The organism is Pseudomonas sp. CLCA07 (genome assembly GCF_053615335.1).
This window is the reverse complement of sequence record NZ_CM132131.1, coordinates 473089-493170: the sequence shown is the minus strand read 5'-3', so window position 1 is coordinate 493170 and position 20082 is coordinate 473089. Positions and strand designations below refer to the sequence as shown.

At 59.9% G+C, this 20082-nt stretch carries 18 protein-coding genes and 1 tRNA gene; 10 read left to right on the top strand and 9 right to left on the bottom strand.

Features of this window, described 5'->3' with window-relative positions:
• Window positions 1-110: 110 nt before the first annotated feature.
• Window positions 111-185: transfer RNA gene (locus ACWGZX_RS02345), tRNA-Gln, on the top strand.
• A gap of 80 nt (window positions 186-265) precedes the next feature.
• Here the strand turns inward: ACWGZX_RS02345 and lipA are convergent.
• From lipA to ACWGZX_RS02315, 6 genes are all read right to left on the bottom strand, one after another.
• On the bottom strand, window positions 266-1252 hold the full coding sequence (gene lipA, locus ACWGZX_RS02340) for a lipoyl synthase (protein ID WP_452627124.1): 987 nt from the start codon (window positions 1250-1252) through the stop codon (window positions 266-268).
• 173 nt (window positions 1253-1425) lie between these two features.
• Entirely contained in the window at window positions 1426-2682 is a 1257-nt protein-coding gene (glyA, locus tag ACWGZX_RS02335) for a serine hydroxymethyltransferase (protein WP_452627123.1), read from the bottom strand.
• Between the two features lie 41 nt (window positions 2683-2723).
• Window positions 2724-3107, bottom strand: a complete 384-nt coding sequence (gene gcvH, locus ACWGZX_RS02330) for a glycine cleavage system protein GcvH (RefSeq protein WP_223517346.1) — start codon at window positions 3105-3107, stop codon at window positions 2724-2726.
• A 124-nt stretch (window positions 3108-3231) separates the two neighbouring features.
• Complete coding sequence (locus ACWGZX_RS02325; protein ID WP_452627122.1) at window positions 3232-3471, bottom strand: hypothetical protein; 240 nt, start codon at window positions 3469-3471, stop codon at window positions 3232-3234.
• Between the two features lie 47 nt (window positions 3472-3518).
• A complete protein-coding gene (locus ACWGZX_RS02320) occupies window positions 3519-5027 on the bottom strand; it encodes a sigma-54-dependent transcriptional regulator (RefSeq protein ID WP_452627121.1) in 1509 nt (502 codons plus the stop codon).
• Between the two features lie 79 nt (window positions 5028-5106).
• A complete protein-coding gene (locus ACWGZX_RS02315; protein ID WP_452627120.1) occupies window positions 5107-6021 on the bottom strand; it encodes a LysR family transcriptional regulator in 915 nt (304 codons plus the stop codon).
• Between the two features lie 151 nt (window positions 6022-6172).
• On the opposite strand from ACWGZX_RS02315, the gene speB reads away from it, so the two are divergent.
• The 6 genes from speB (at window position 6173) to ACWGZX_RS02285 (ending at window position 13564) form a co-directional block, all read left to right on the top strand.
• Window positions 6173-7177, top strand: a complete 1005-nt coding sequence (gene speB / locus ACWGZX_RS02310; RefSeq protein WP_452627119.1) for an agmatinase — start codon at window positions 6173-6175, stop codon at window positions 7175-7177.
• 27 nt (window positions 7178-7204) lie between these two features.
• Entirely contained in the window at window positions 7205-8713 is a 1509-nt protein-coding gene (locus tag ACWGZX_RS02305) for an aldehyde dehydrogenase family protein (protein WP_452627118.1), read from the top strand.
• A 219-nt stretch (window positions 8714-8932) separates the two neighbouring features.
• Complete coding sequence (locus tag ACWGZX_RS02300) at window positions 8933-10501, top strand: purine-cytosine permease family protein (RefSeq protein WP_452627117.1); 1569 nt, start codon at window positions 8933-8935, stop codon at window positions 10499-10501.
• Between the two features lie 2 nt (window positions 10502-10503).
• Window positions 10504-12192, top strand: a complete 1689-nt coding sequence (gene betA, locus ACWGZX_RS02295; RefSeq protein WP_452627116.1) for a choline dehydrogenase — start codon at window positions 10504-10506, stop codon at window positions 12190-12192.
• A gap of 231 nt (window positions 12193-12423) precedes the next feature.
• Complete coding sequence (locus tag ACWGZX_RS02290; RefSeq protein ID WP_452627115.1) at window positions 12424-13077, top strand: peroxiredoxin; 654 nt, start codon at window positions 12424-12426, stop codon at window positions 13075-13077.
• A gap of 25 nt (window positions 13078-13102) precedes the next feature.
• Window positions 13103-13564: a GNAT family N-acetyltransferase gene (locus ACWGZX_RS02285; protein ID WP_223517330.1), complete on the top strand. Its 462-nt coding sequence runs from the start codon at window positions 13103-13105 to the stop codon at window positions 13562-13564.
• Between the two features lie 118 nt (window positions 13565-13682).
• On the opposite strand, the gene ACWGZX_RS02280 is transcribed toward ACWGZX_RS02285, so the two are convergent.
• On the bottom strand, window positions 13683-15071 hold the full coding sequence (locus tag ACWGZX_RS02280) for a M15 family metallopeptidase (RefSeq protein ID WP_452627114.1): 1389 nt from the start codon (window positions 15069-15071) through the stop codon (window positions 13683-13685).
• Window positions 15072-15250: 179 nt separating this feature from the next.
• Here ACWGZX_RS02280 and ACWGZX_RS02275 point away from each other — a divergent pair, with 179 nt between their 5' ends.
• The 3 genes from ACWGZX_RS02275 to ACWGZX_RS02265 are packed head-to-tail and all read left to right on the top strand — an operon-like array spanning window position 15251 to window position 17906.
• Window positions 15251-16228 (top strand): NAD-dependent epimerase, encoded by a 978-nt coding sequence (locus tag ACWGZX_RS02275; protein WP_452627113.1) that lies wholly within the window; start codon window positions 15251-15253, stop codon window positions 16226-16228.
• A gap of 46 nt (window positions 16229-16274) precedes the next feature.
• Window positions 16275-16361, top strand: coding sequence for a hypothetical protein (locus tag ACWGZX_RS02270; protein ID WP_452628955.1), 87 nt, complete (start codon window positions 16275-16277; stop codon window positions 16359-16361).
• Window positions 16362-16364: 3 nt separating this feature from the next.
• Window positions 16365-17906 carry an ArnT family glycosyltransferase gene (locus ACWGZX_RS02265; RefSeq protein WP_452627112.1) on the top strand — a complete coding sequence of 514 codons (1542 nt, stop codon included), beginning with the start codon at window positions 16365-16367 and terminating at the stop codon, window positions 17904-17906.
• 9 nt (window positions 17907-17915) lie between these two features.
• Here ACWGZX_RS02265 and ACWGZX_RS02260 read toward each other — a convergent pair whose 3' ends face one another.
• Together ACWGZX_RS02260 and pdxR are read right to left on the bottom strand one after the other, a co-directional pair.
• Complete coding sequence (locus ACWGZX_RS02260; RefSeq protein ID WP_452627111.1) at window positions 17916-18533, bottom strand: LOG family protein; 618 nt, start codon at window positions 18531-18533, stop codon at window positions 17916-17918.
• A gap of 111 nt (window positions 18534-18644) precedes the next feature.
• Window positions 18645-20063 (bottom strand): MocR-like pyridoxine biosynthesis transcription factor PdxR, encoded by a 1419-nt coding sequence (pdxR, locus tag ACWGZX_RS02255; RefSeq protein WP_452627110.1) that lies wholly within the window; start codon window positions 20061-20063, stop codon window positions 18645-18647.
• Window positions 20064-20082: the final 19 nt, after the last annotated feature.

Here is a 20082-nt window from a genome sequence, read left to right as displayed (position 1 = left end):
TGATCTCGAATAATGTTAAGTGGCTGTTTTAGAAGAAAAATATTTTAAGTAGGGGCTTCCCGGAAGGCGCAAAAGTTGATAAATTTCCGCCCACACGTAGCAACCGCTACAGGGGCGTCGCCAAGCGGTAAGGCAGCAGGTTTTGATCCTGCCATGCGTTGGTTCAAATCCAGCCGCCCCTGCCATATTCTGTATAAAAAAACGCTAGCACCTTACCGGTCTGGCGTTTTTTTATGCCCGTCACTTTCTCTCCAGGCGACACGCCTCAGCCTTCTACCGACTTCGCCCCCTGAACTTGTTGATCCGCATGGTAAGACGAGCGCACCAGCGGGCCGGACGCGACGTTCTTGAACCCCATGCGCAAGCCTTCCTCGGCGAACCAGGCAAACACGTCCGGGTGCACGAAACGCTGGACCGGCAAGTGGCTGCGCGACGGTTGCAGGTACTGGCCGAGGGTGAGCATGTCGACGTCGTGCTCACGCATTCGCTGCATGACTTCGATCACTTCCTCGTCGGCTTCGCCAAGGCCCAGCATCAGGCCGGATTTGGTTGGTACAGACGGGACCAACACCTTGAACTTCTGTAACAGGTCCAGTGACCACTCAAAATCCGAACCTGGCCGTGCCGCTTTATACAAGCGTGGCACGGTTTCCAGATTGTGGTTGAACACATCCGGTGGTTCAGTCGCGGTGATCGCCAGCGCAACGTCCATACGTCCCCGGTAATCCGGAACCAGGGTTTCCAGTTGCACGCCCGGCGACAGCTTGCGGATTTCACGCAGGCAATCGACAAAGTGTTGGGCGCCGCCGTCACGCAGATCGTCGCGGTCCACCGACGTGATCACTACGTATTTCAGGCGCAGGTCGGCGATGGCCACCGCGAGGTTGTTCGGTTCATCGGCGTCCAGCGGTTTCGGCCGACCGTGGCCGACATCGCAGAACGGGCAACGGCGGGTGCAGATGTCCCCCATGATCATGAAGGTCGCCGTGCCCCCGGAAAAACACTCGCCAAGGTTAGGGCAGGAGGCTTCTTCACAGACACTGTGCAGCTTGTGTTTGCGCAGCAGCTGCTTGATCCGGTCGACTTCGGGAGAAATCGGCATGCGCACCCGGATCCAGTCGGGTTTGCGCGGGAACTCATCGGTCGGGATGATCTTGACCGGGATCCGCGCGACCTTTTCAGCACCGCGCAGTTTGACGCCGACTTGCATTTTGGCCGGGGTGGTGCCGGTTGATTCCACAGATAGGCTCATGAGTATTTTCTTTCTTCGAGGGCAGAGGCAGGTTCGGCAGCCTGTCAGTCAAAACACAATCCCATTGTGGGAGCGAGCCTGCTCGCGAATGCGGTGAATCATTCAACATTGATGTTGACTGACACTCCGCATTCGCGAGCAGGCTCGCTCCCACAGGGGGAAGTGGTGGCTGATCAGTCGCGGTAAACCGGGAAGTCACTGCACATCGCAGCGGCTTTTTGGGCGATTTGCGCCTCGACGTCGGCATCACCAAGGTGATCAAGCAGGTCGCAGATCCAGCCTGCCAGCTCGATGCTCTGGGCTTCCTTGAAACCACGGCTGGTGATCGCTGGCGTGCCGATGCGCAGGCCCGAGGTCACGAACGGCGATTGTGGGTCATTGGGTACGGCGTTTTTGTTCACCGTGATCCCCGCGCGACCGAGGGCGGCGTCGGCGTCTTTGCCGGTCAGGCCCTGACGAATCAGGCTGACCAGGAACAAGTGGTTGTCGGTACCGCCGGACACAACGTCGAATCCACGGTCGATAAACACCTTGGCCATCGCCTGGGCATTGCGGATCACCTGGGCCTGATAGGTTTTGAAGCCTGGCTCCAGCGCCTCCTTGAAGCACACCGCTTTGGCGGCGATCACATGCATCAACGGGCCGCCCTGACCACCGGGGAATACCGCCGCGTTGAGTTTTTTCTCCAGCTCCGGATTAGCCTTGGCCAGGATCAAGCCGCCACGCGGACCGCGCAGGGTTTTGTGGGTGGTCGTGGTAACGACGTCGGCGAATGGAATCGGGTTCGGGTACAGACCGGTTGCCACCAGCCCTGCAACGTGGGCCATGTCGACAAACAGGTAAGCGCCAATCTTGTCGGCAATCGCGCGGAAACGTGGAAAGTCCAACGTCTTCGAATAAGCGGAGAACCCGGCAATGATCATCTTCGGTTGGTGCTCGACCGCCAGGCGTTCGACCTCGTCGTAATCGATCAGGCCAGTGGCAGTGTCGATGCCGTACTGCACGGCGTTGTAGAGCTTGCCGGAAAAACTGACTTTGGCGCCGTGGGTCAAGTGGCCGCCATGGGCCAGGCTCATGCCCAGCACGGTGTCGCCGGCTTGCAGGAGCGCAAGGAACACCGCGGCGTTGGCCTGGCTGCCAGAGTGCGGTTGCACGTTGGCGTAATCGGCACCGAACAATTGTTTGGCCCGATCAATCGCCAGTTGCTCGACCACGTCAACGTGTTCGCAACCGCCGTAATAGCGCTTGCCCGGATAGCCTTCGGCGTACTTGTTAGTCAGGCCGCTGCCTTGCGCTTCCATCACCCGTTGGCTGGTGTAGTTCTCCGAAGCGATCAGTTCGATGTGGTGCTCTTGCCGTGCGTCTTCGGCGTTCATCGCCGCCAGCAGTTCGTCGTCGTAGCCTTTGATCTGGTCGTGTTTGCTGAACATGGTGGTGTCCTGTGTGGATGACGGGAAGGTATTGAGGGGCATCAAGCGTCGGCCGATTCCTGGGTCAAACGCGCGTAGGCGTGTTGATCCAGCAGGTGGTTAATGGCCTCGACGTCGGCCGGTTTGAAGCGAAAGAACCAGCCTTCACCCAAGGGATCTTCGTTGACCAGTTCGGGGGCGGTTTCCAGCGTCGCGTTGACCTCGACCACTTCACCGTCCAGCGGCATGCCAATGTTGCTGGCCGCTTTCACCGACTCCAGCACCGCCGCTTCATCACCGGCGCCGAACGTCCCCAACTCGGGCACTTGCACGAACACCACATCGCCCAACGCCTGCTGGGCATACGGCGTGATGCCAACGGTGACGAGGCCGTCCTGCTCAAGCCTTAGCCATTCGTGATCGACGGTAAAACGCAATTCACTCATAACAGCTCCTCATTGTTCAGACCCATCCGCTGCTGGTGGCGGATGACGTTTACAGGCTCGTGCGACGCAGCGAGCGTGGTTGGGAGAGTGATAGCAAGGGCGGTGCCAATGTGAGTTAGTTGTTTTAAATCAATGAGTTGATTTGTTTTTGTGAGAGGCGAAGATTGCTTTCTGTATTGAATTCAATACAGGCAAAAGGAAGGAGGGCAGCTGGGCAGGAAAACACGGGGTTGTGGTTGGCTGTCTTGAATTCGATACGCTGTAGCGATTTGCAAACACTCACTTCAGCCACAACATAAATCCCCTGTAGGAGCTGGCTTGCCGGCGAAAGCGTCGTGTCAGGCAACGTTTTGGCGACTGACACACCGCATTCGCCGGCAAGCCAGCTCCTACAGGAGATGTGTGTTGTTTTCAGGATTTGGTGGGAATGCCGTACTTGCGAAGGCGAATGGCGATGGCGCTGTGCGACGTTTGCAGGCGCGCAGCGAGCAAGCGGCTGGAGGGATAGCTGCGATAGAGCTGCTCCAGAAGATGCTTTTCAAACCCTTCAACGGCCTCTTCAAGGCTGCCTACTTCACCGTCGTTTTGCCGCTCTACCGCCGTTCTGGCGATGTCCAGATCGTCGATGTCCACCAGCGGGTTTTCGCAAATCGCCGCCGCGCGGAAAATCACGTTTTGCAGCTGGCGAACATTGCCCGGCCAGCGGTTGCCGAGCAGTGCGGCAAAGGTGCTCGGCGCCAAACGGCACACCGGACGCTGGATCTGCGCGCAGGCCTGTTGCATGAAGTGATTGGCCATCAACAGGATGTCGTGGCCGCGTTCGCGCAGCGGCGGTACTTGCAGGTTGAGCACATTGAGGCGGTAGAACAGGTCTTCGCGAAAGTGGCCTTCGCTGACCATTTTTTCCAGGTCACGGTGAGTCGCACTCAGCACCCGAACATTGACCTTGACCTCGCGATCGCCGCCGACCCGGCGAAAACAACCGTCGCTCAAAAAACGCAGTAACTTGGCCTGCAGGTAAGGCGACATCTCACCGACTTCGTCGAGGAACACCGTGCCCTGATCGGCCAGTTCCAGCAGGCCGAGTTTGCCTCCACGTTGGGCGCCGGTGAAGGCGCCGGCGGCGTAGCCGAACAGTTCACTTTCGGCGAGGCTTTCCGGCAGTGCCGCGCAGTTCAAGGCGAGAAAGGGCGAATCATGCCGTGCACTGATCGCGTGGCAGGCGCGGGCGACCAGCTCTTTGCCAGTGCCGGTTTCGCCCTGGATCAACAACGGCGCGTCGAGCGTGGCGACGCGTTGGGCGCGGGCCTTGAGCGTGCGAATCGCCGGGGACTCGCCCAGCAGCGCATCGAACCCTTCGGCATGGTCATGGTGCAGCGCCGACAGGCGTTCGCCGATGCGGTTTGGCTGATACAGGGTTAGCAGGGCGCCGGCGCCGGTGATCGGCATGGCGTCCAGCAACAACGTCTGGCCGCCCAGGCTGACCTCGTGCATTGGCAGGCGAAAACCGTGTTCGATCAACGTGTGTTGCAAGGAAGGATCATCAAACAGTGCCGTCAGCGATTCGCCGGCCGGTTCGCGACCACAGAGGGCGATCAACGCAGGGTTGGCCAGCAGCACAAAACCCCGATCATCCACGGCCAATACCGCGTCGGTGCTGGCAGCCAACAAGGCATCGAGCTGCAAGCTTCGACGTTGCCCTGGAAGGATGTCGACCATCGTCACCGCTTGTACACCCTCCACGCCGAGAAAGGCCTCGCGCAACTCTTCCAGCACCTCGGCGCCGAGGGTCGGCGCGTCGATGTAAACGTTCGGTGGCACCATCTCGACGGCGTCCAGATTGAACCGGCGCCCACCGAGCAGGGCCAGTACTTCCTGGGTGATGCCGACGCGGTCGATGAAGGTGACGTGGATGCGCATAACGGGCCTGCAAGGGTGGTGAACGGGGTGGCTGCGTCAATGAGTATGCCGGGCGCTGCTCGGGTGTGGCGAGCGGATATCAGCCTTTGACGGTTTTACGCGAGCTGGCCGCCAGATCCTCAAGGAAGGCCTGGAGGATCGGCGGTGGTGCTGTTCCGCGTCGGGTAATTACGTCGAACGGCGACACCAACTGCAGACTGTTCGGCGCCAGTTGGTGCATCTCCCCAGTCTTGATCCACTGGTTGGCGAAGTGCGCTGGCAGGAACCCCAGGTAGGCACCGGAGATCAACAAAATGGCCAGGGCCTCGATGTTGTCCACGGTCGCCGCTGCTTTGCTGACACCCAAATGTTCGAGGTCGTATTGCTGCATGTAGCCGCGCACGACAATGCGGCTTGCGGCAATTTCTTCGAGCAGTTCATCACCTTCGGCCTTGTTGCCATACAACGGATGCCGACGCCCGCAATACAAGCCCAAGGCTTCTTGGTACAGCGGGGTATGCAGCAACCCCGGCACATGGATCGGGAAGTGCCCGATGGCCAGGTGCAGTCGGCCGTCTAGCACCCGCTCTTCCAGTTCGGCGGGGGTGCCGACGTACACGTTGAGGTGCACGTCATGCCCGCGGGACACGAAGCGTTGAGTGGTGCGCGGCAGCGGTGAATCGGGGTCGGTGATGGTGGTGTCGATGATCCCCAGGTTGAGCTTGCCGCTGATGTGCTGTTTGAGCACGTCGGCGTCCATGCAGAAATTTTCTACCGCCGAGAGCAGGCGCTGCGTCGCTTCATGAATCGCCACGCCTTGCTCGGTCAGGCGAAAGCCGCTGCGCCCACGCTGGCAAAGTTTGACCCCGAGCCGGGTTTCCAGATGAGTCATCTGTTCGCTGATCGTCGACTGGCCGGCATTCAACGCCGCCTGCGCGGCGCTAAAGCCTCCGCACCTGACAATCGTGGCAAACACCCTGAGCAACTTCAGATCGACATCGTGCAGCTGAATCACCTTGGACCTCCTGCGTGTGGATGCATCGGCAATACCGATATGAGTATCTGATGTTTAGCATTTTTTCCACGAAAACCTGCGCCCATAGTCATTCCAACGGCGGTCGCCTTGCAGTCCGCTCAGCCGATAACAAAAAGTGGAGAGGCTTGAAATGTCCAATAACGGTTATGAATCCGGTCGCCTGAACCTGCCATTCGTAGGTCATTGCACCTTTGGCAAATCCCCGGTGTGCACCGATTGGGATGCACTGGATGCCGACGTCGCGGTGCTGGGCGTTCCCAACGACATGGGTACCCAGTGGCGCTCCGGCGCACGCTTCGGGCCACGTGGGATTCGCGAAGCATCGACGCTGTTCTCCTTCGGCCACGCTGGCGCCTATGACCACGAAGACGACGTGATGTACCTGACCGCCGCCGACGTGCGCATGGTCGATGTCGGTGACGCCGACATCGTGCACACCGACATGGCCACCAGTAACGAGAACACCGAATACGCCGTGCGCAAGATCCTCGATGCCGGTGTCATGCCCGTGGTACTCGGCGGCGACCACTCGGTGCACGCGCCGGTGATCAAGGCCTTCGAGGGCCGTGGCCCGATCCACATCATCCACTTCGATGCGCACCTGGACTTCGTCGACGAACGCCACGGCGTGCGCTACGGCCATGGCAACCCGCTGCGTCGCGCTTCGGAAATGAACCACATTGTCGGCATGACCCAGATGGGCATTCGCAACGTCTCGTCCTCCAACCGCGATGACTACGAAGCGGCCCATGCTGCCGGCTCGAAAATCCTTTCGGTGCGTGATGTCCGCCGTCTCGGCGTCGAGGGTGTGCTGGCGCTGATCCCGCAAAACATCAACTACTACATCACTATAGACATCGACGGTTTCGACCCGTCCATCGCCCCCGGCACCGGCACTCCAAGCCACGGTGGCTTCCTCTACTACGAAGTGCTGGAAATCATCCAAGCCCTGGCCAAACGCAGCAAAGGCAACATCGTCGGCATGGACCTGGTAGAGGTTGCACCGGTGTATGACCCGAGCGGCATGACCTCGATTCTGGCGGCGCAACTGCTGCTCAACAGCATTGGGTTCATCTTCCATGAGCGGGCTCAGGCGCGGCAAGTCGTGAACGAGACCACCACGGCTACGGCGTGAACTGACCGCCGCACAGAGGGCATGAAAATGGACACGATTGTTAAGCAGTACCTGCAAAAATTCGGTGTATCCGAAGCGACCCAGACCTTCCTCAGCAAGGTCCAGAAAATGTTCATCGGTGGCGCCTTTGTCGAGGCCAGCGACGGACAGACTTCCGACGTCATCGAACCGTCGACCGAGGGGCTGATCACGCGCATTCCGATGGGCACCACCGAGGACCTGGACCGCGCCGTGCAAGCCGCTCGCGCACAATTCGACGGTGGCGCCTGGAGTCAGGCCAAACCGGCCGAACGCGAGCGACTGATACAGCGTCTGGCCGACCTGATTGAACAGAACGCCGCAGAACTGGCGGAAATCGAATCGATCGACATGGGCAAGTCCGTAGCGTTTGCCAAGGACGTCGATATCCAGGGCACGGTCGATACCTTGCGTTATTTCGCCGGTTGGGCGACCAAGCTGCACGGGCGCACCGTCGAGCCTTCGCTGCCGGGCAATTACCTGGCCTATACACGCAAGGAAGCGGTGGGTGTGGTCGGCGCTATCGTGCCGTGGAACTTCCCGCTGCAAACCATGGCCTGGAAGCTCGGCGCCGCCCTGGCCACCGGTTGCACCGTGGTGGTCAAACCCGCTGAACTGACCTCGCTGTCGGCCCTGCGTTTTGCCGAATTGGTGAAGGAAGCCGGGATCCCGGACGGTGTGATCAACATCGTCTCCGGACGCGGCAGTGTGGTCGGCGCGGCCATGGCCACGCACCCTGGCATTGACAAACTGACCTTCACCGGCTCGACCCCGGTAGGCCGTACCGTCGGGCGCGCGGCGCTGGACGAAATGAAGCGACTAACCCTTGAACTAGGAGGAAAATCACCGGTAATCGTGTTGGCCGATGCGGACATTCCAGCTGCAGCGCAAGCGATCGCCAATGGCGTGTTTTTCAACTCGGGGCAGGTATGCGATGCCGGTACACGCGCCTATGTTCATCGCAGTGTCTACGACGAATTCCTGCGCGAACTGATCGCCTACACCCGTACATTGAAAATGGCTCCGGGCCTGGACCCTGACTGTTTCATTGGCCCACTCGTGTCGGCACTGCAAAAGCAGCGTGTGACCGAGTACATCGAAACCGGTAAGCAGGAAGGCGCCGAACTGGTATACGGCGGTCAGCCTGTCGATGGTCCTGGCTTCTTCGTCGAGCCGACTATCTTCGCCCATTGCCGCAACGACATGCGCATTGTCCAGGAGGAGATCTTTGGTCCGGTGCTGGTCACCGCACCGTTCGACGATGAGGAAGAGGCGCTGGCCATGGCCAATGACTCGGTGTATGGCTTGGCTGCCGCGCTGTATTCCAATGACCTGGGCAAAGTGCACAGCCTGATTCCACGATTGAAGGCCGGTTCGGTCTACGTCAACGCCCATGGCACCCTCGATCCGTCGATGCCGTTCGGTGGCTACAAGCAGTCCGGTTTCGGCAAGGACCTGGGCGCCGAGCAGCTCGATTACCTGCTCGAAACCAAAGCCGTCTGGATCACGCTGCCCTGAGCTTCGGCTTATGTCCAGCGGTGCCAAGGAAGATACCAGGTGAACACCGTACCTGTGGCGAGGGAGCTTGCTCCCGTTGGGTCGCGAAGCGACCCCCTTATCCCTGAAAAGAACGGGACTACTACGTAGTCCAGCGGGAGCAAGCTCCCTCGCCACAGGGGCGTTCACCCGAAAGAATGCAGTTATCTCGTCATGATCTTCCAACAATAAGAGACAATCATGAATACTGACGCCAAAGCCGCACCTAGTGTGTCGCACCTCGACGGTAAACCTGTCGTCGAAAGCCATTCGATCGACTTTATCCCGGAAAACGAGCGCACCGACAAACTGTCGAGTCAAGGCCCGTTCTGGTTCCTCGGCAATTTCACCTTCTTCACCATGACCATCGGCTTCGTTGGCCCAAGCGTCGGCCTGACCGCGCTCTGGACCACACTCGCCGGCACGCTGGGCATCATGTTCGGCACTTTGTTCATGGCGTTCCATGGTTCGCAAGGCCCACACTTGGGCTTGCCGCAAATGATCCAGTCGCGTGCGCAGTTCGGCTATCGCGGTGTGATCCTCGTGCTGCTGGCAACGCTGTTTGTGTTTGCCGGGTTCAACATCGTCAACCTGGTGTTGATGATGCAGGGTCTGCACACGTTATTCGGGTTCGATCCCTGGGTGATCGCGGTGGCGGTGACGGTACCGGCTGCGATCCTCGCGATCCTCGGTCATGACTGGATGCACCGCAGCTTCAAATGGGCGTTGTACCTGTCGATTCCGCTGTACGGCCTGGTAACGCTGGCGGTGATGATGGGTTGGGTGCCCGATGCCGTGATGCCGGCACTGGCTGCTGGTGAAGTGGCTCCGGCGCCGCTGGGTTTCAACTGGACCGGTTTCATCGCGCAGTTCGCCGCGGCGGCCAGTTACAACATCGCCTACGCACCGTACGTGTCCGACTATTCGCGTTACCTGCCAAAGAACACCTCCAGCGGCAAGCTGATTGCCGTGGTGTTTCTGGGCGCGTCGTTGTCCGGCGCATGGATGATTTCGGTGGGTGGCTGGCTGGCCGATCATCTGCATTCCACGGATGTGCTGGTCGCTCTCGGACAAGTCGGCAACGTCGTCTCGCCACTGATAGGCACAGCGGTGGTGGTGATCACCATCCTGGCGTTCCTGCCGGTGATCGCGATGAACATCTACAGCGCGAAACTGACCACGCTGACCTGCGTCGATTCCATCAAGCACATCAAGCCGACCCGCAAGGCACGCATTCTGGCGATTGGTTTTGTAATACTGCTGCAACTGGGCGTGGCCCTGAGCATCCAGAGTTCGGGCAAAGGCTTGTCGGTGCTGGGGATCTACCTGGTGGTGATGTTGTACTTCCTGGTGCCCTGGACCTCGGTCAACCTGACTGACTACTTCTTTGTGCGCAAAGGCCGCTACGCCATCCCGCACTTCTTCATGCCCCACGGCAACATCTACGGCAGCTGGGGCCTGCGTGGCATCGCCGCGTACGCCATCGGTTTCGTGTCGATGATCCCGTTCTTCTACATCTACGACGGCGTTGAACAGCGCGAAGTCTATGTCGGCCCGCTCGCCAAAGCGTTGGGCAGCATCGACATCGCCTGGCTGGTCGGGCTGATCGTCTCCGGGCTGGTGTACTACTGGTTCAGCCGCTCGATCGACCTCAAGCGCGAAGAAACCGTCATCCAGCACATCGAGAAAACCTCTCCGCAATACACCACTGGCGATTCATTGAGCTTTCGCTCGTCGCCCGTTTTCAACGAATCGGAAGCCGGGAGATAACCATGGCTACGCAAAAATACGACTACATCATCATTGGTGCCGGCTCGGCGGGTTGTGTGTTGGCCAACCGCTTGAGTGAGGATCCTGCTACCTCGGTGTTGGTGCTGGAATTCGGTGGCAGTGACCGCAGCGTGGTGATCCAGATGCCCAGCGCGTTCTCGATCCCGATGAATACCAAGAAGTACAACTGGCGCTACGAAACCGAGCCAGAGCCGTTCCTCAACGGGCGGCGCATCCACTGCCCGCGCGGCAAGGTGCTGGGCGGTTCTTCGTCGATCAACGGCCTGGTCTACATCCGTGGCCACGCCTATGACTTCGACGAGTGGGAATCCCTCGGTGCCCAGGGCTGGGGCTACCGCAATTGCCTGCCATACTTCAAACGGGCAGAACATTACGAGGAAGGTGGCGACGGCTATCGCGGCGGCACCGGGCCGTTGCACACCACCAACGGCAACCACATGAAAAACCCGCTGTATGGGGCGTGGGTGGACGCCGGTGCCGAAGCCGGTTACATCAAGACCGAAGACTGCAACGGCTACATGCAGGAAGGGTTCGGTGCCATGCACATGACGGTGAAAAACGGCGTGCGCTGCTCCACGGCCAACGCTTACTTGCGCCCGGCCATGGGCCGTCCGAACCTGACCGTGATCACCCACGCGATGACCCGGCAGATCATCCTTGAAGGCAAACGCGCGGTCGGCGTCATGTATGACCATAACGGCGAGACCCATCAGGTTCATTGCAACCGCGAAGTACTGATTTCTTCAGGGCCGATCGGATCGCCGCACCTGTTGCAACGCTCCGGTATCGGCCCGGCCGAAGTCCTGCGCAAAGCCGGGATCAGTGTGCGTCATGACCTGCCAGGGGTAGGGGAGAACCTGCAGGATCACGCCGAGGTGTACATCCAGTTCGGCTGCAAGGAACCGGTGACCCTCAACAGCAAAATGGACCCGCTGAGCAAACTGATGATCGGTTTGCGCTGGCTACTGTTCAAGGATGGACTCGGCGCCACCAACCATTTCGAGGCCGGTGGTTTCATTCGCTCGGACAAGGGCTTGCGCTGGCCGGACATCCAGTTCCACTTTCTGCCTGCCGCCATGCGTTACGACGGCAACAAGCCGATCAAGGGACACGGCTTCATGGTGCTCACCGGGCCGAACAAACCCAAGAGCCGCGGCTATGTGCGCGCCCGTTCGGCTGACCCATACGAGCATCCGCAGATCCAGTTCAACTACCTGCAACGCGAAGAGGACCGCGAAGGCTTCCGCCGCTGCATTCGCCTGACCCGGGAGATCATTGGCCAGAAGGCAATGGACCGCTTCCGCGACGGTGAAATAGCCCCAGGTCCGCTGGTGAACACCGATGAAGAGCTCGACGCTTTCGTGCGGGAAAACCTTGAGAGCACCTACCATCCTTGTGGATCGTGCCGCATGGGCGAGGACGACATGGCGGTGGTCGATTCCGAGTTGCGCGTGCATGGCATTGCCGGGTTGCGCGTGATCGACTCGTCGGTGTTCCCGACCGAGCCGAATGGCAACCTCAACGCACCGACCATCATGCTCGCCGAGCGGGCCAGCGATCTGGTGCGCGGGCGCAACATGCTGCCAGCCTCCGATGCCCCCGTCGGTCTGGTGCAGGATTGGGAAACCAGCCAGCGCTCGTCGCTGCCGGGACGTAACGTCCGGGTTTAGTGGCGTCGGGTTTTGCTCAGAAACAGTCAGATCGACGGCGTGTCGGTCTGGCTGTTTTGTCATCTTTTGAATTTAATGGCTTAAAGATTAGGGCCGGCGGTAACGCTCTTGTCTTGCCGCGTCTCCTATACTGATCCGCGTTGACAGGTTCAACACCGATCCTGAATGCCGTTGGAGAGGTACCCCGATTCTGACGGTTTTCCCTGCGACCCCATAATAAGGAGAAAAAACATGGCAATCCGCATTGGCGACGAGGCACCGGACTTTAGCGTCGAAAGCACCGAAGGCACGCTGAATTTCCACGAATGGATTGGCGACAAGTGGGCCATCCTGTTTTCGCACCCCAAGGATTTCACCCCGGTGTGCACTACCGAACTGGGCTACATGGCCGGGCTCAAACCGGAGTTCGACAAGCGCAATACTAAAATTGTCGGGCTCAGCGTCGACCCGGTCAGCAATCATGAAAGCTGGGCCAAGGACATCGAAGAAACCCAGGGGCACGCGGTCAATTACCCCATGATCGGTGACGAGAACCTGGTGGTGGCGAAGCTCTACGACATGATCCACCCGAATGCCAGTGGCGGCACCCGCACCGCCGCAGACAACGCCACCGTGCGTTCCGTGTTCATCATCGGCCCGGACAAAAAGGTCAAGGCCATGCTCATCTATCCGATGAGTGCCGGGCGTAACTTCGATGAAGTGCTGCGTCTGCTCGACTCCCTGCAATTGAACGCCAAGCACACCGTCGCCACGCCGGTTAACTGGCGTCCGGGGGAGGACGTGATCATCCCTACGTCGGTGTCCGATGAAGACGCGCGGAAGAAGTACCCGGACGGCTTCAACACCATCAAACCTTACTTGCGCACTGTGGCGCAGCCCAAGTAATCCAACCCCCAAGGAGCCGCGCAACATGGTCGTAAAAGCCTTTCGCGTCGACGCTAGCCATCTCGACCAGGTTGCGCGCCTTTTCGACGCCTACCGAGGCTTCTACGGCCAGCCCTCGAACCTGACGCAGTCCCGGGATTTCATCGCTGAACGCATCGCCCGGGACGAGTCTGCGATTTTCCTCGCCGAAGATGCCGTGGGTGACGCGTTGGGCTTCGTGCAGTTATACCCGACGTTTTCCTCCATCGATGCTCACCGCACCTGGCTGCTCAGTGACCTGTTCACCACCCCTGAGGCCCGAGGACGAGGGGTAGGCACGTTGCTGATGAACACCGCTCGCGACTTTGCGGTGTTGAGCGGTGCCAAGGGCATGGTGCTGGAAACCGCCACCGACAATCTCGGTGCGCAGCGGTTGTATGAGTCGTTGGGCTATGTGCGTGATGGGGGGTATTACACGTATTGCCTTGATTTGAGGTTCAACTCATAGACGCACAAGCCGGCGGATTCAGGCGCAATGGCAGGCAACGACACAAGGTCTTGTGGCTTCCGGAAAGTCAGGTGATGTCTGATATGCGAGCCTTGATGGAGTCCAAACCCCACCAACATCACGGCAATTTCCACCCTTCACGAAACTGCTCGTATTGCGCCTCTGGCATCTGCACCAGCAGCGGAGACTCGCCAGGGTCGAGCCACTTGAGCAACGCAGCAATATCCGCCTGATCCATGGCCGTGCAGCCCGCCGTCGGCGAAGTGGGGCCACGCCAGATATGGAAGAAAATGCACGAGCCCGAGGCCGCTGTGGCCGGGGTGTTGTGATCGATGAAAATGCCTTTGCGATAGCCCTCTTCGTTGCGCATGTGTTCTGAGCTGTTCCAGTCCTTGGCCATCGCAGCGCCGTCTACCAGTTCGTTGTAGCGACTGGATTGGCTGTCATCCACGCATTCGGTGGTGGGTGTCAGCGCAAGGTACGGCAGTCGGGTGTCGACCGAGGTGTCGTAGCCAAATGCTGTTCCGAGTCTGAATATTCCTGCGGGTGCTTTTCCGTCGCCTTCACGTTTGACCGGGCCTTCAACCGCATCAACGCTGCCAAGGCCCTTGCCCCAGCCCATGCCGTTTTTGCCGACGACCACGGGAAAGGCATCGCCGTACTTTCGAAAGGTTTTCCCGTCACGTTCATAGCGCTGCGCGGTGCCCTGGATGTCATCCCAGTTCTTGGAGGTGACCACGATCAGCTGACCGCTGGCACCGATGACATCGCTGGAGCTCATCGGTGTAATGGGGAAATCCATCACGTCCTTCGGTGCTCCTTCGCCACTGAACGTGAAGTGCCACCATTCCTTCGAATACCCGGCGAACCCTTCTTTTTCCATGGCGCTGCTAAGGCGTTGGCGGTTTTCTTTCGCGCTGGCGTTGATCGTCGAGTTAGCGGTATGTGCGCGTTCATCGAAGCAATCGTAACCGGTGCCCATATCGAGGGCGCCGTCGTGCCAGCGCTGATCATAGGGCGCCGTGCAATCGACTTGCGCCGCCGCAGGTGTCCAGGTGTCGGCGGGTAGGGCCTCTGGGCCAATCAGTGTCAGGTCCACGGTTGAACCTTTGGAGTGCCCCGACACCCGCGCCACATAGCCCAGGCGCCAGAAGTCCTGCTTGTCCACGCGCGGATAAAACTCGGCCTTGCGCGGGTCACCCGGCTCTGTCGCGAAGCGCCCCATGTCGGCGACGGCGCGGCTGGGGCGATAACAATCGAACACCTTCAAACCATAGCCTTGCGTGCGCAATGCCGCTTGCACCCGGGCGAGGGCCTTGGCGGTGTCCACGGACAACAGGCATTCGGCGGCGTCGTAGCCCTCGAGCCGATGCCCGGTGAAGTTGTGGGCGCTGGCATAGCGCATGTCCTGCTCGATGCTCAGATCGATGGTGCGCAAATAGACCATGCTCGCAGGTCTTGGCTCGGCGCTGGCAATGTCATAAATGACAAGGCTTATCAGTAACATTAGTGCGCGGCCAAGCCCCCTTGTCACGCTCATACGATTTAAATGAATATGTAACAAGATTTCACCATTGGACGGGCAGGGTGACAGCGGCTTCGTGTCAACGATGTCATGGGCCTCTATGACTTATCAATGGTGCAGGGTATGAAGTTGAAGCGGGTTTCGAATAATAATGAGGGACTATGACTGTTCTGATTACCGGCGCTGCCGGCTTTATTGGTTTTCACACTGTTAAGCGGTTGTGCCAGCAAGGTCTTGAAGTCGTCGGAATCGACAACCTCAACGACTACTACAGCGTAGAGCTCAAACAGGCACGGCTCAATGAGTTGAAGTCGTTGCCGGGTTTTCGTTTCCAGAAGCTGGATATCGTTGATAAACCGGCTTTGATGGCATTGTTCAAAGAGCATGCGTTCACCGAGGTGGTGCATTTGGCCGCGCAGGCGGGCGTTCGCTACTCGCTGGACAACCCGGACGTCTACGCGCAATCGAACCTGGTGGGTTTTCTGAATGTGCTGGAAGCCTGCCGGCACTATCGCCCCGAGCATTTGATCTACGCGTCGAGCAGTTCGGTGTACGGCACTAACAGCAAGATGCCGTTCAGTGTCGAAGACGCCGTCGATCACCCGGTTTCGCTGTATGCCGCCAGCAAACGCGCCAATGAAATGCTCGCGCACAGTTACAGCCATCTCTACGGAATTCGTGCCAGCGGTCTGCGCTTTTTCACTGTTTACGGGCCGTGGGGCCGGCCAGACATGGCCTTGTTCAAGTTCACCAAAGCGATCCTCAATGACGAGCCGATCGATATCTATAACCACGGCGAGATGGCCCGCGATTTCACTTATGTCGATGACATCGTCGAAAGCATTGCCCGCTTGCGGGAAAAACCGCCGATACCAGGCAGTGACGGCGAAGCTGCCAACCGAATCTTCAACATCGGCCGGGGCGAGCCTGTGCCGTTGTTGGCGTTCGTCGACTGTCTGGAGAAGGTGCTGGGCATCAAGGCCCGGCGCAACTATTTGCCGCTACAGGCGGGGGATGTGATCAAGACCTGGGCCGATGTGTCGGCGTTGGCGGACTGGGTCGACTTCCATCCACGTGTAACGGTTGAAACCGGTGTGGCGGAATTTGTGAAGTGGTATCGCCACTTCTATCAGCGATGAAGAGTTCACCCTTGATACCAACCAATAGCGGACTGGCGGTCGGGTCATAGGCCAGCCTGCCTTCACCGGTCGCTTTGTCTTGCAATGGTTGTACAGTGAGTACCAGACCAATAGCACGCCCGTGAAGGACTGACTCATGCGTAGATCGCTATCGCCCGGCGTTGAGTGCTTAGGCCTGATGTTGCTGGCGTTGCTTCTGATCGGCGCAGGGTTGGGGCTGCGGCAGCCGCAGAATGTCGACGAGGAGCGATTCCTCGGCGTTGCCCTGGAGATGTTGCACAACAGTTCGTGGCTGATTCCGCACCGGGCGGCAGAGATCTACGGCGACAAGCCGCCGATTTTCATGTGGACCGTAGCGTTTTTGAGCTGGCTGACCGGAAAACCCGCCATTGCCCTTTATATTCCGGGCCTGTTGTCCGGCGTGACGGTCACCGCTGTGGTCTACGATCTGGGCCGTCGCCTGTGGAATCGGCGGATCGGCCGGATTGCGGCATTGTTGTACCTGGCCACTTATCAGACCTACAGCATCTTGCAAACCGGTCAGATCGACAGCTTTTTGGTGCTGTTTACATCGGTCGGTCTGTACGGCCTGGCGCGTCACCTGTTGCTCGGCCCGGCCTGGCGCTGGTTTTACATCGGTTGCGCGGCGATGGGCGTGGGCGTGATCACCAAAGGGGTCGGGTTTGTCCCGGCGCTGATGCTGATTCCGTATGCCTATGCGGTGCGCAAACACTGGCCCGGTGTGGTGGCGATGCCGGGCGAGGTGCGCAAGTGGTGGCTGGGGTTGGCGGTGATGTTGGGCGCCACGGCGATCTGGTTGCTGCCCTTGGCGTTGTCCATCGTGGTCAATGGCGGCGCCGATGAAGTGGCCTATGCCAAGGAAATTCTGCTGCGTCAGACCGCAGGGCGATATGCCGCGGCCTGGGACCATCGGGAACCGTTCTGGTATTTCTTCGTTTACGTGATCCCGCAATATTGGCTGCCGTTGGTGCTGGCGCTGCCGTGGCTGGTGCCCGCGTGGCATCGGCAACTGCGCAAGCACGACGGTCGCGTACTGGTGCTGCTGGGCTGGGTCCTGTTGGTGGTGCTGTTTTTCTGCATCAGCAGCGGCAAGCGCAAGTTGTACATCTACCCGGCGCTGCCCGGGCTGGTGCTGGTGGCGGCACCGCTGATGCCCTGGTTACTCAAACGCTGGTTCAGCCAGCGCCCGCGCGGTCGACAGGTGTTCCAGGCGGTGGCCGTGATCTGGTTTGCGCTGTGGTTCGCCCGTGGCTTCATCGAGCCGGTCAGGGACGGTGCCAACCCGCATAACGCGATCATGGCGCAGGCCGCAACCATGACCGGCGGTGCGGAACTGGTGCTGGTCAACTGGCGCGAGGGGCACTGGTTGTACGCTCGGCAACCGATTGTGCATTTCGGCATGGCCGGCTCCTCGGTCGAGCAAGCGGCACAATGGCTGCGCGACCATCCCAAGGCCTACGCGCTTGTCCCCGACGAGGAGCTGGGCAAGTGTTTCAATGCCCAGACCGCCCGTGAGTTGGGCGAAACCTCGCGTGCGAAGTGGTCGATTGTGGGGGCCGACGCGGACAACGGACAGTGTCATCCGCTATCGCCTGCCCATGTCTATCACTTCACCTGGAACGAACGGGTCAAGGAATTGAGGGCGGCGTTGCGCTGACGGCGCCGATCAGGTGGGCGGGCCAGGCCAAGCGCCTGCCACTCCCATCCATTTCGTCACCGTGGGCGCCTGCCACTGCTCCAGCGCATCGATCAGCGCCGCCGGATCGATGTTGAAGATCAGCATGTCGCGGTGTTCGGTTTTCATGAAGCCTTCGCTCACCGCATGTTCGAGCAGGCTGCGCACAGGGTTGAAAAAGTCACCGATGTTCAGGCAGGCGACCCCTTTGTGGTGTTCGCCCAACTGAGTCAGCGTCGCGACTTCAAACAGTTCTTCAAACGTCCCCAAACCGCCCGGCAATGCGATAAACGCATCGGCCCATTCGCTCATGCGCGCCTTTCGGCTGCGCATGTCATGGGTGACTTCATGCCGGGCCAGGCCGGGATGAAGGTACCCGAGGTCGAACAATAGGCGCGTGATGATGCCAACGACTTCACCGCCCTCGGCGAGCACCGTGTCGGCCATCACACCCATCAAGCCTTTGTCGGTGCCGCCATACACCAGGCGTATGCCGCGTCTGGCGATTTCCCGGCCCAAGGCTTGGGCGCCCTCAATATAGGCGGGATTGAAGCCGGTGTTGGAACCGGAGAACACGGCAATGCTGCGAAGGGGAGGAGGTGTCGGCATCGGATTTTCCTGGGGCTGGGTCAGTGGTTCAGCACACAGGGTGTCGCCCCATCGGCCCGGGCAAAAGAGCCAAGAATGGCGTGTTGAACCGGGCCATGTTCGTCGAGATGCCTAGATCAATTCCAGAATGCGTCTGCCCAGTTGTTCGGCCATCTCTTGCGAGTCGATGTTGGCGAACCCGAGCAGCAGCGCCGAATCGGTCGGGTCATGGATACGCCAGTCGGACAGGGCTTCTGCGTAAATCCCGGCCTGTTGCAGGCGCTCGACCAGTGCGCTGTCGGACGGTTGCCCGGGCAGGCGAAGAATCAGGTGCATGCCACCCGGCAGGGTATCAATGCGAATGTGATCGCCCAGGGCTTTCTTGAGTCCGCGCGCCGTGGCCTCGCGGCGTTCACCGTAGAGTTTTCGCATGCGCTGGATATGGCGAGCGAAATGCCCCTCGGTCACAAAGGTGGCGACGATGGCTTGGGTCAATTCCGGGCAACCGCCGAGGAATATCTGGCCGGCCTGTTCGAAGCGTTCGACCTGTGCCTCCGGCACCACCAGGTAAGCGAGGCGGATGCCGGGAAACAGCACCTTGCTGAACGTGCCGCAATAAAGCACACGACCGTCGCGATCCAGGCTCTTGAGTGCAGGCAGTGGACGGCTGATATAGCGGTACTCACCGTCGTAGTCGTCCTCGACAATCCACGCTTGCTGCCGGGATGCCCACTCCAGCAATTCCAGGCGACGTGGCAACGACAGCGAGACGCACAGCGGGCTTTGATGGGCCGGTGTGACGACGGCTGCACGGGCGCCGGGTGTGCGCTGAATACCTTGCGCGACCTGCATGCCGTCCTGGTCCACGGAAACCGGGGCAACCTGGATTTGCAGGTGTTCCAGCAACTGCCGGGTAGGCAAGTAGCCTGGGTCTTCGACGAGCACTCGGTCACCCGGCTTGAGCAGCGCATGAGTGATCAGCGACAGCGTGTTTCGGTAGCCCGAAGTGACGAACACCTGCGCGGGCGAACACGTTATGCCGCGCGCAACCTGCAGGTAAGTGGCAATCGCAGAGCGTAGTGAGTCCAGCCCGTACACCGAGGGGTTGGCCATGTCCGCCATCTGCGTAGCGCGAACGCAGCGAGCGCCGATTTGCGACCAGACTTTTCTGGGGAAGGCATCCAGTGCGGGCAGGGCCATCTGGAACGGCAGAATGGGTGCCTTGTGCCGGATGTACTGGCTGCTCGCCGGGCTGGCTGTTTGCGCCGCACGAGCAGACAGTGCCTTGACATTGATGCCCGCCGCCACAACCGTGCCCGCTTGGCCACGAGACTGGAGGAACCCTTCGGCGGTGAGGAGGGAATACGCGGTATCGATGGTGCCTCGCGCCAGTCCCAGTTCCTTGGCCAATGCCCGTGCGGCGGGAACGCGTTCGCCTGGCATGAGCAAACCGTCCGTTATGGCGCCGCGGAACCGCCAGTAAAGCTGCCGGTAGATCGGTTCGGTAGAGGTCGGGTCGAGGGGGGAGAAGCGCTTGATCTGCTGGTTCATGGCTTCATCCACCGCTCAG

Coding starts and splice junctions, on each gene's coding strand:
- lipA (WP_452627124.1), bottom strand. CDS start 1,252: ATGAGCCTATCTGTGGAATCAACCGGCACCACCCCGGCCAAAATGCAA.
- glyA (WP_452627123.1), bottom strand. CDS start 2,682: ATGTTCAGCAAACACGACCAGATCAAAGGCTACGACGACGAACTGCTG.
- gcvH (WP_223517346.1), bottom strand. CDS start 3,107: ATGAGTGAATTGCGTTTTACCGTCGATCACGAATGGCTAAGGCTTGAG.
- ACWGZX_RS02320 (WP_452627121.1), bottom strand. CDS start 5,027: ATGCGCATCCACGTCACCTTCATCGACCGCGTCGGCATCACCCAGGAA.
- speB (WP_452627119.1), top strand. CDS start 6,173: ATGTCCAATAACGGTTATGAATCCGGTCGCCTGAACCTGCCATTCGTA.
- ACWGZX_RS02305 (WP_452627118.1), top strand. CDS start 7,205: ATGGACACGATTGTTAAGCAGTACCTGCAAAAATTCGGTGTATCCGAA.
- ACWGZX_RS02300 (WP_452627117.1), top strand. CDS start 8,933: ATGAATACTGACGCCAAAGCCGCACCTAGTGTGTCGCACCTCGACGGT.
- betA (WP_452627116.1), top strand. CDS start 10,504: ATGGCTACGCAAAAATACGACTACATCATCATTGGTGCCGGCTCGGCG.
- ACWGZX_RS02290 (WP_452627115.1), top strand. CDS start 12,424: ATGGCAATCCGCATTGGCGACGAGGCACCGGACTTTAGCGTCGAAAGC.
- ACWGZX_RS02285 (WP_223517330.1), top strand. CDS start 13,103: ATGGTCGTAAAAGCCTTTCGCGTCGACGCTAGCCATCTCGACCAGGTT.
- ACWGZX_RS02280 (WP_452627114.1), bottom strand. CDS start 15,071: ATGTTACTGATAAGCCTTGTCATTTATGACATTGCCAGCGCCGAGCCA.
- ACWGZX_RS02275 (WP_452627113.1), top strand. CDS start 15,251: ATGACTGTTCTGATTACCGGCGCTGCCGGCTTTATTGGTTTTCACACT.
- ACWGZX_RS02265 (WP_452627112.1), top strand. CDS start 16,365: ATGCGTAGATCGCTATCGCCCGGCGTTGAGTGCTTAGGCCTGATGTTG.
- ACWGZX_RS02260 (WP_452627111.1), bottom strand. CDS start 18,533: ATGCCGACACCTCCTCCCCTTCGCAGCATTGCCGTGTTCTCCGGTTCC.
- pdxR (WP_452627110.1), bottom strand. CDS start 20,063: ATGAACCAGCAGATCAAGCGCTTCTCCCCCCTCGACCCGACCTCTACC.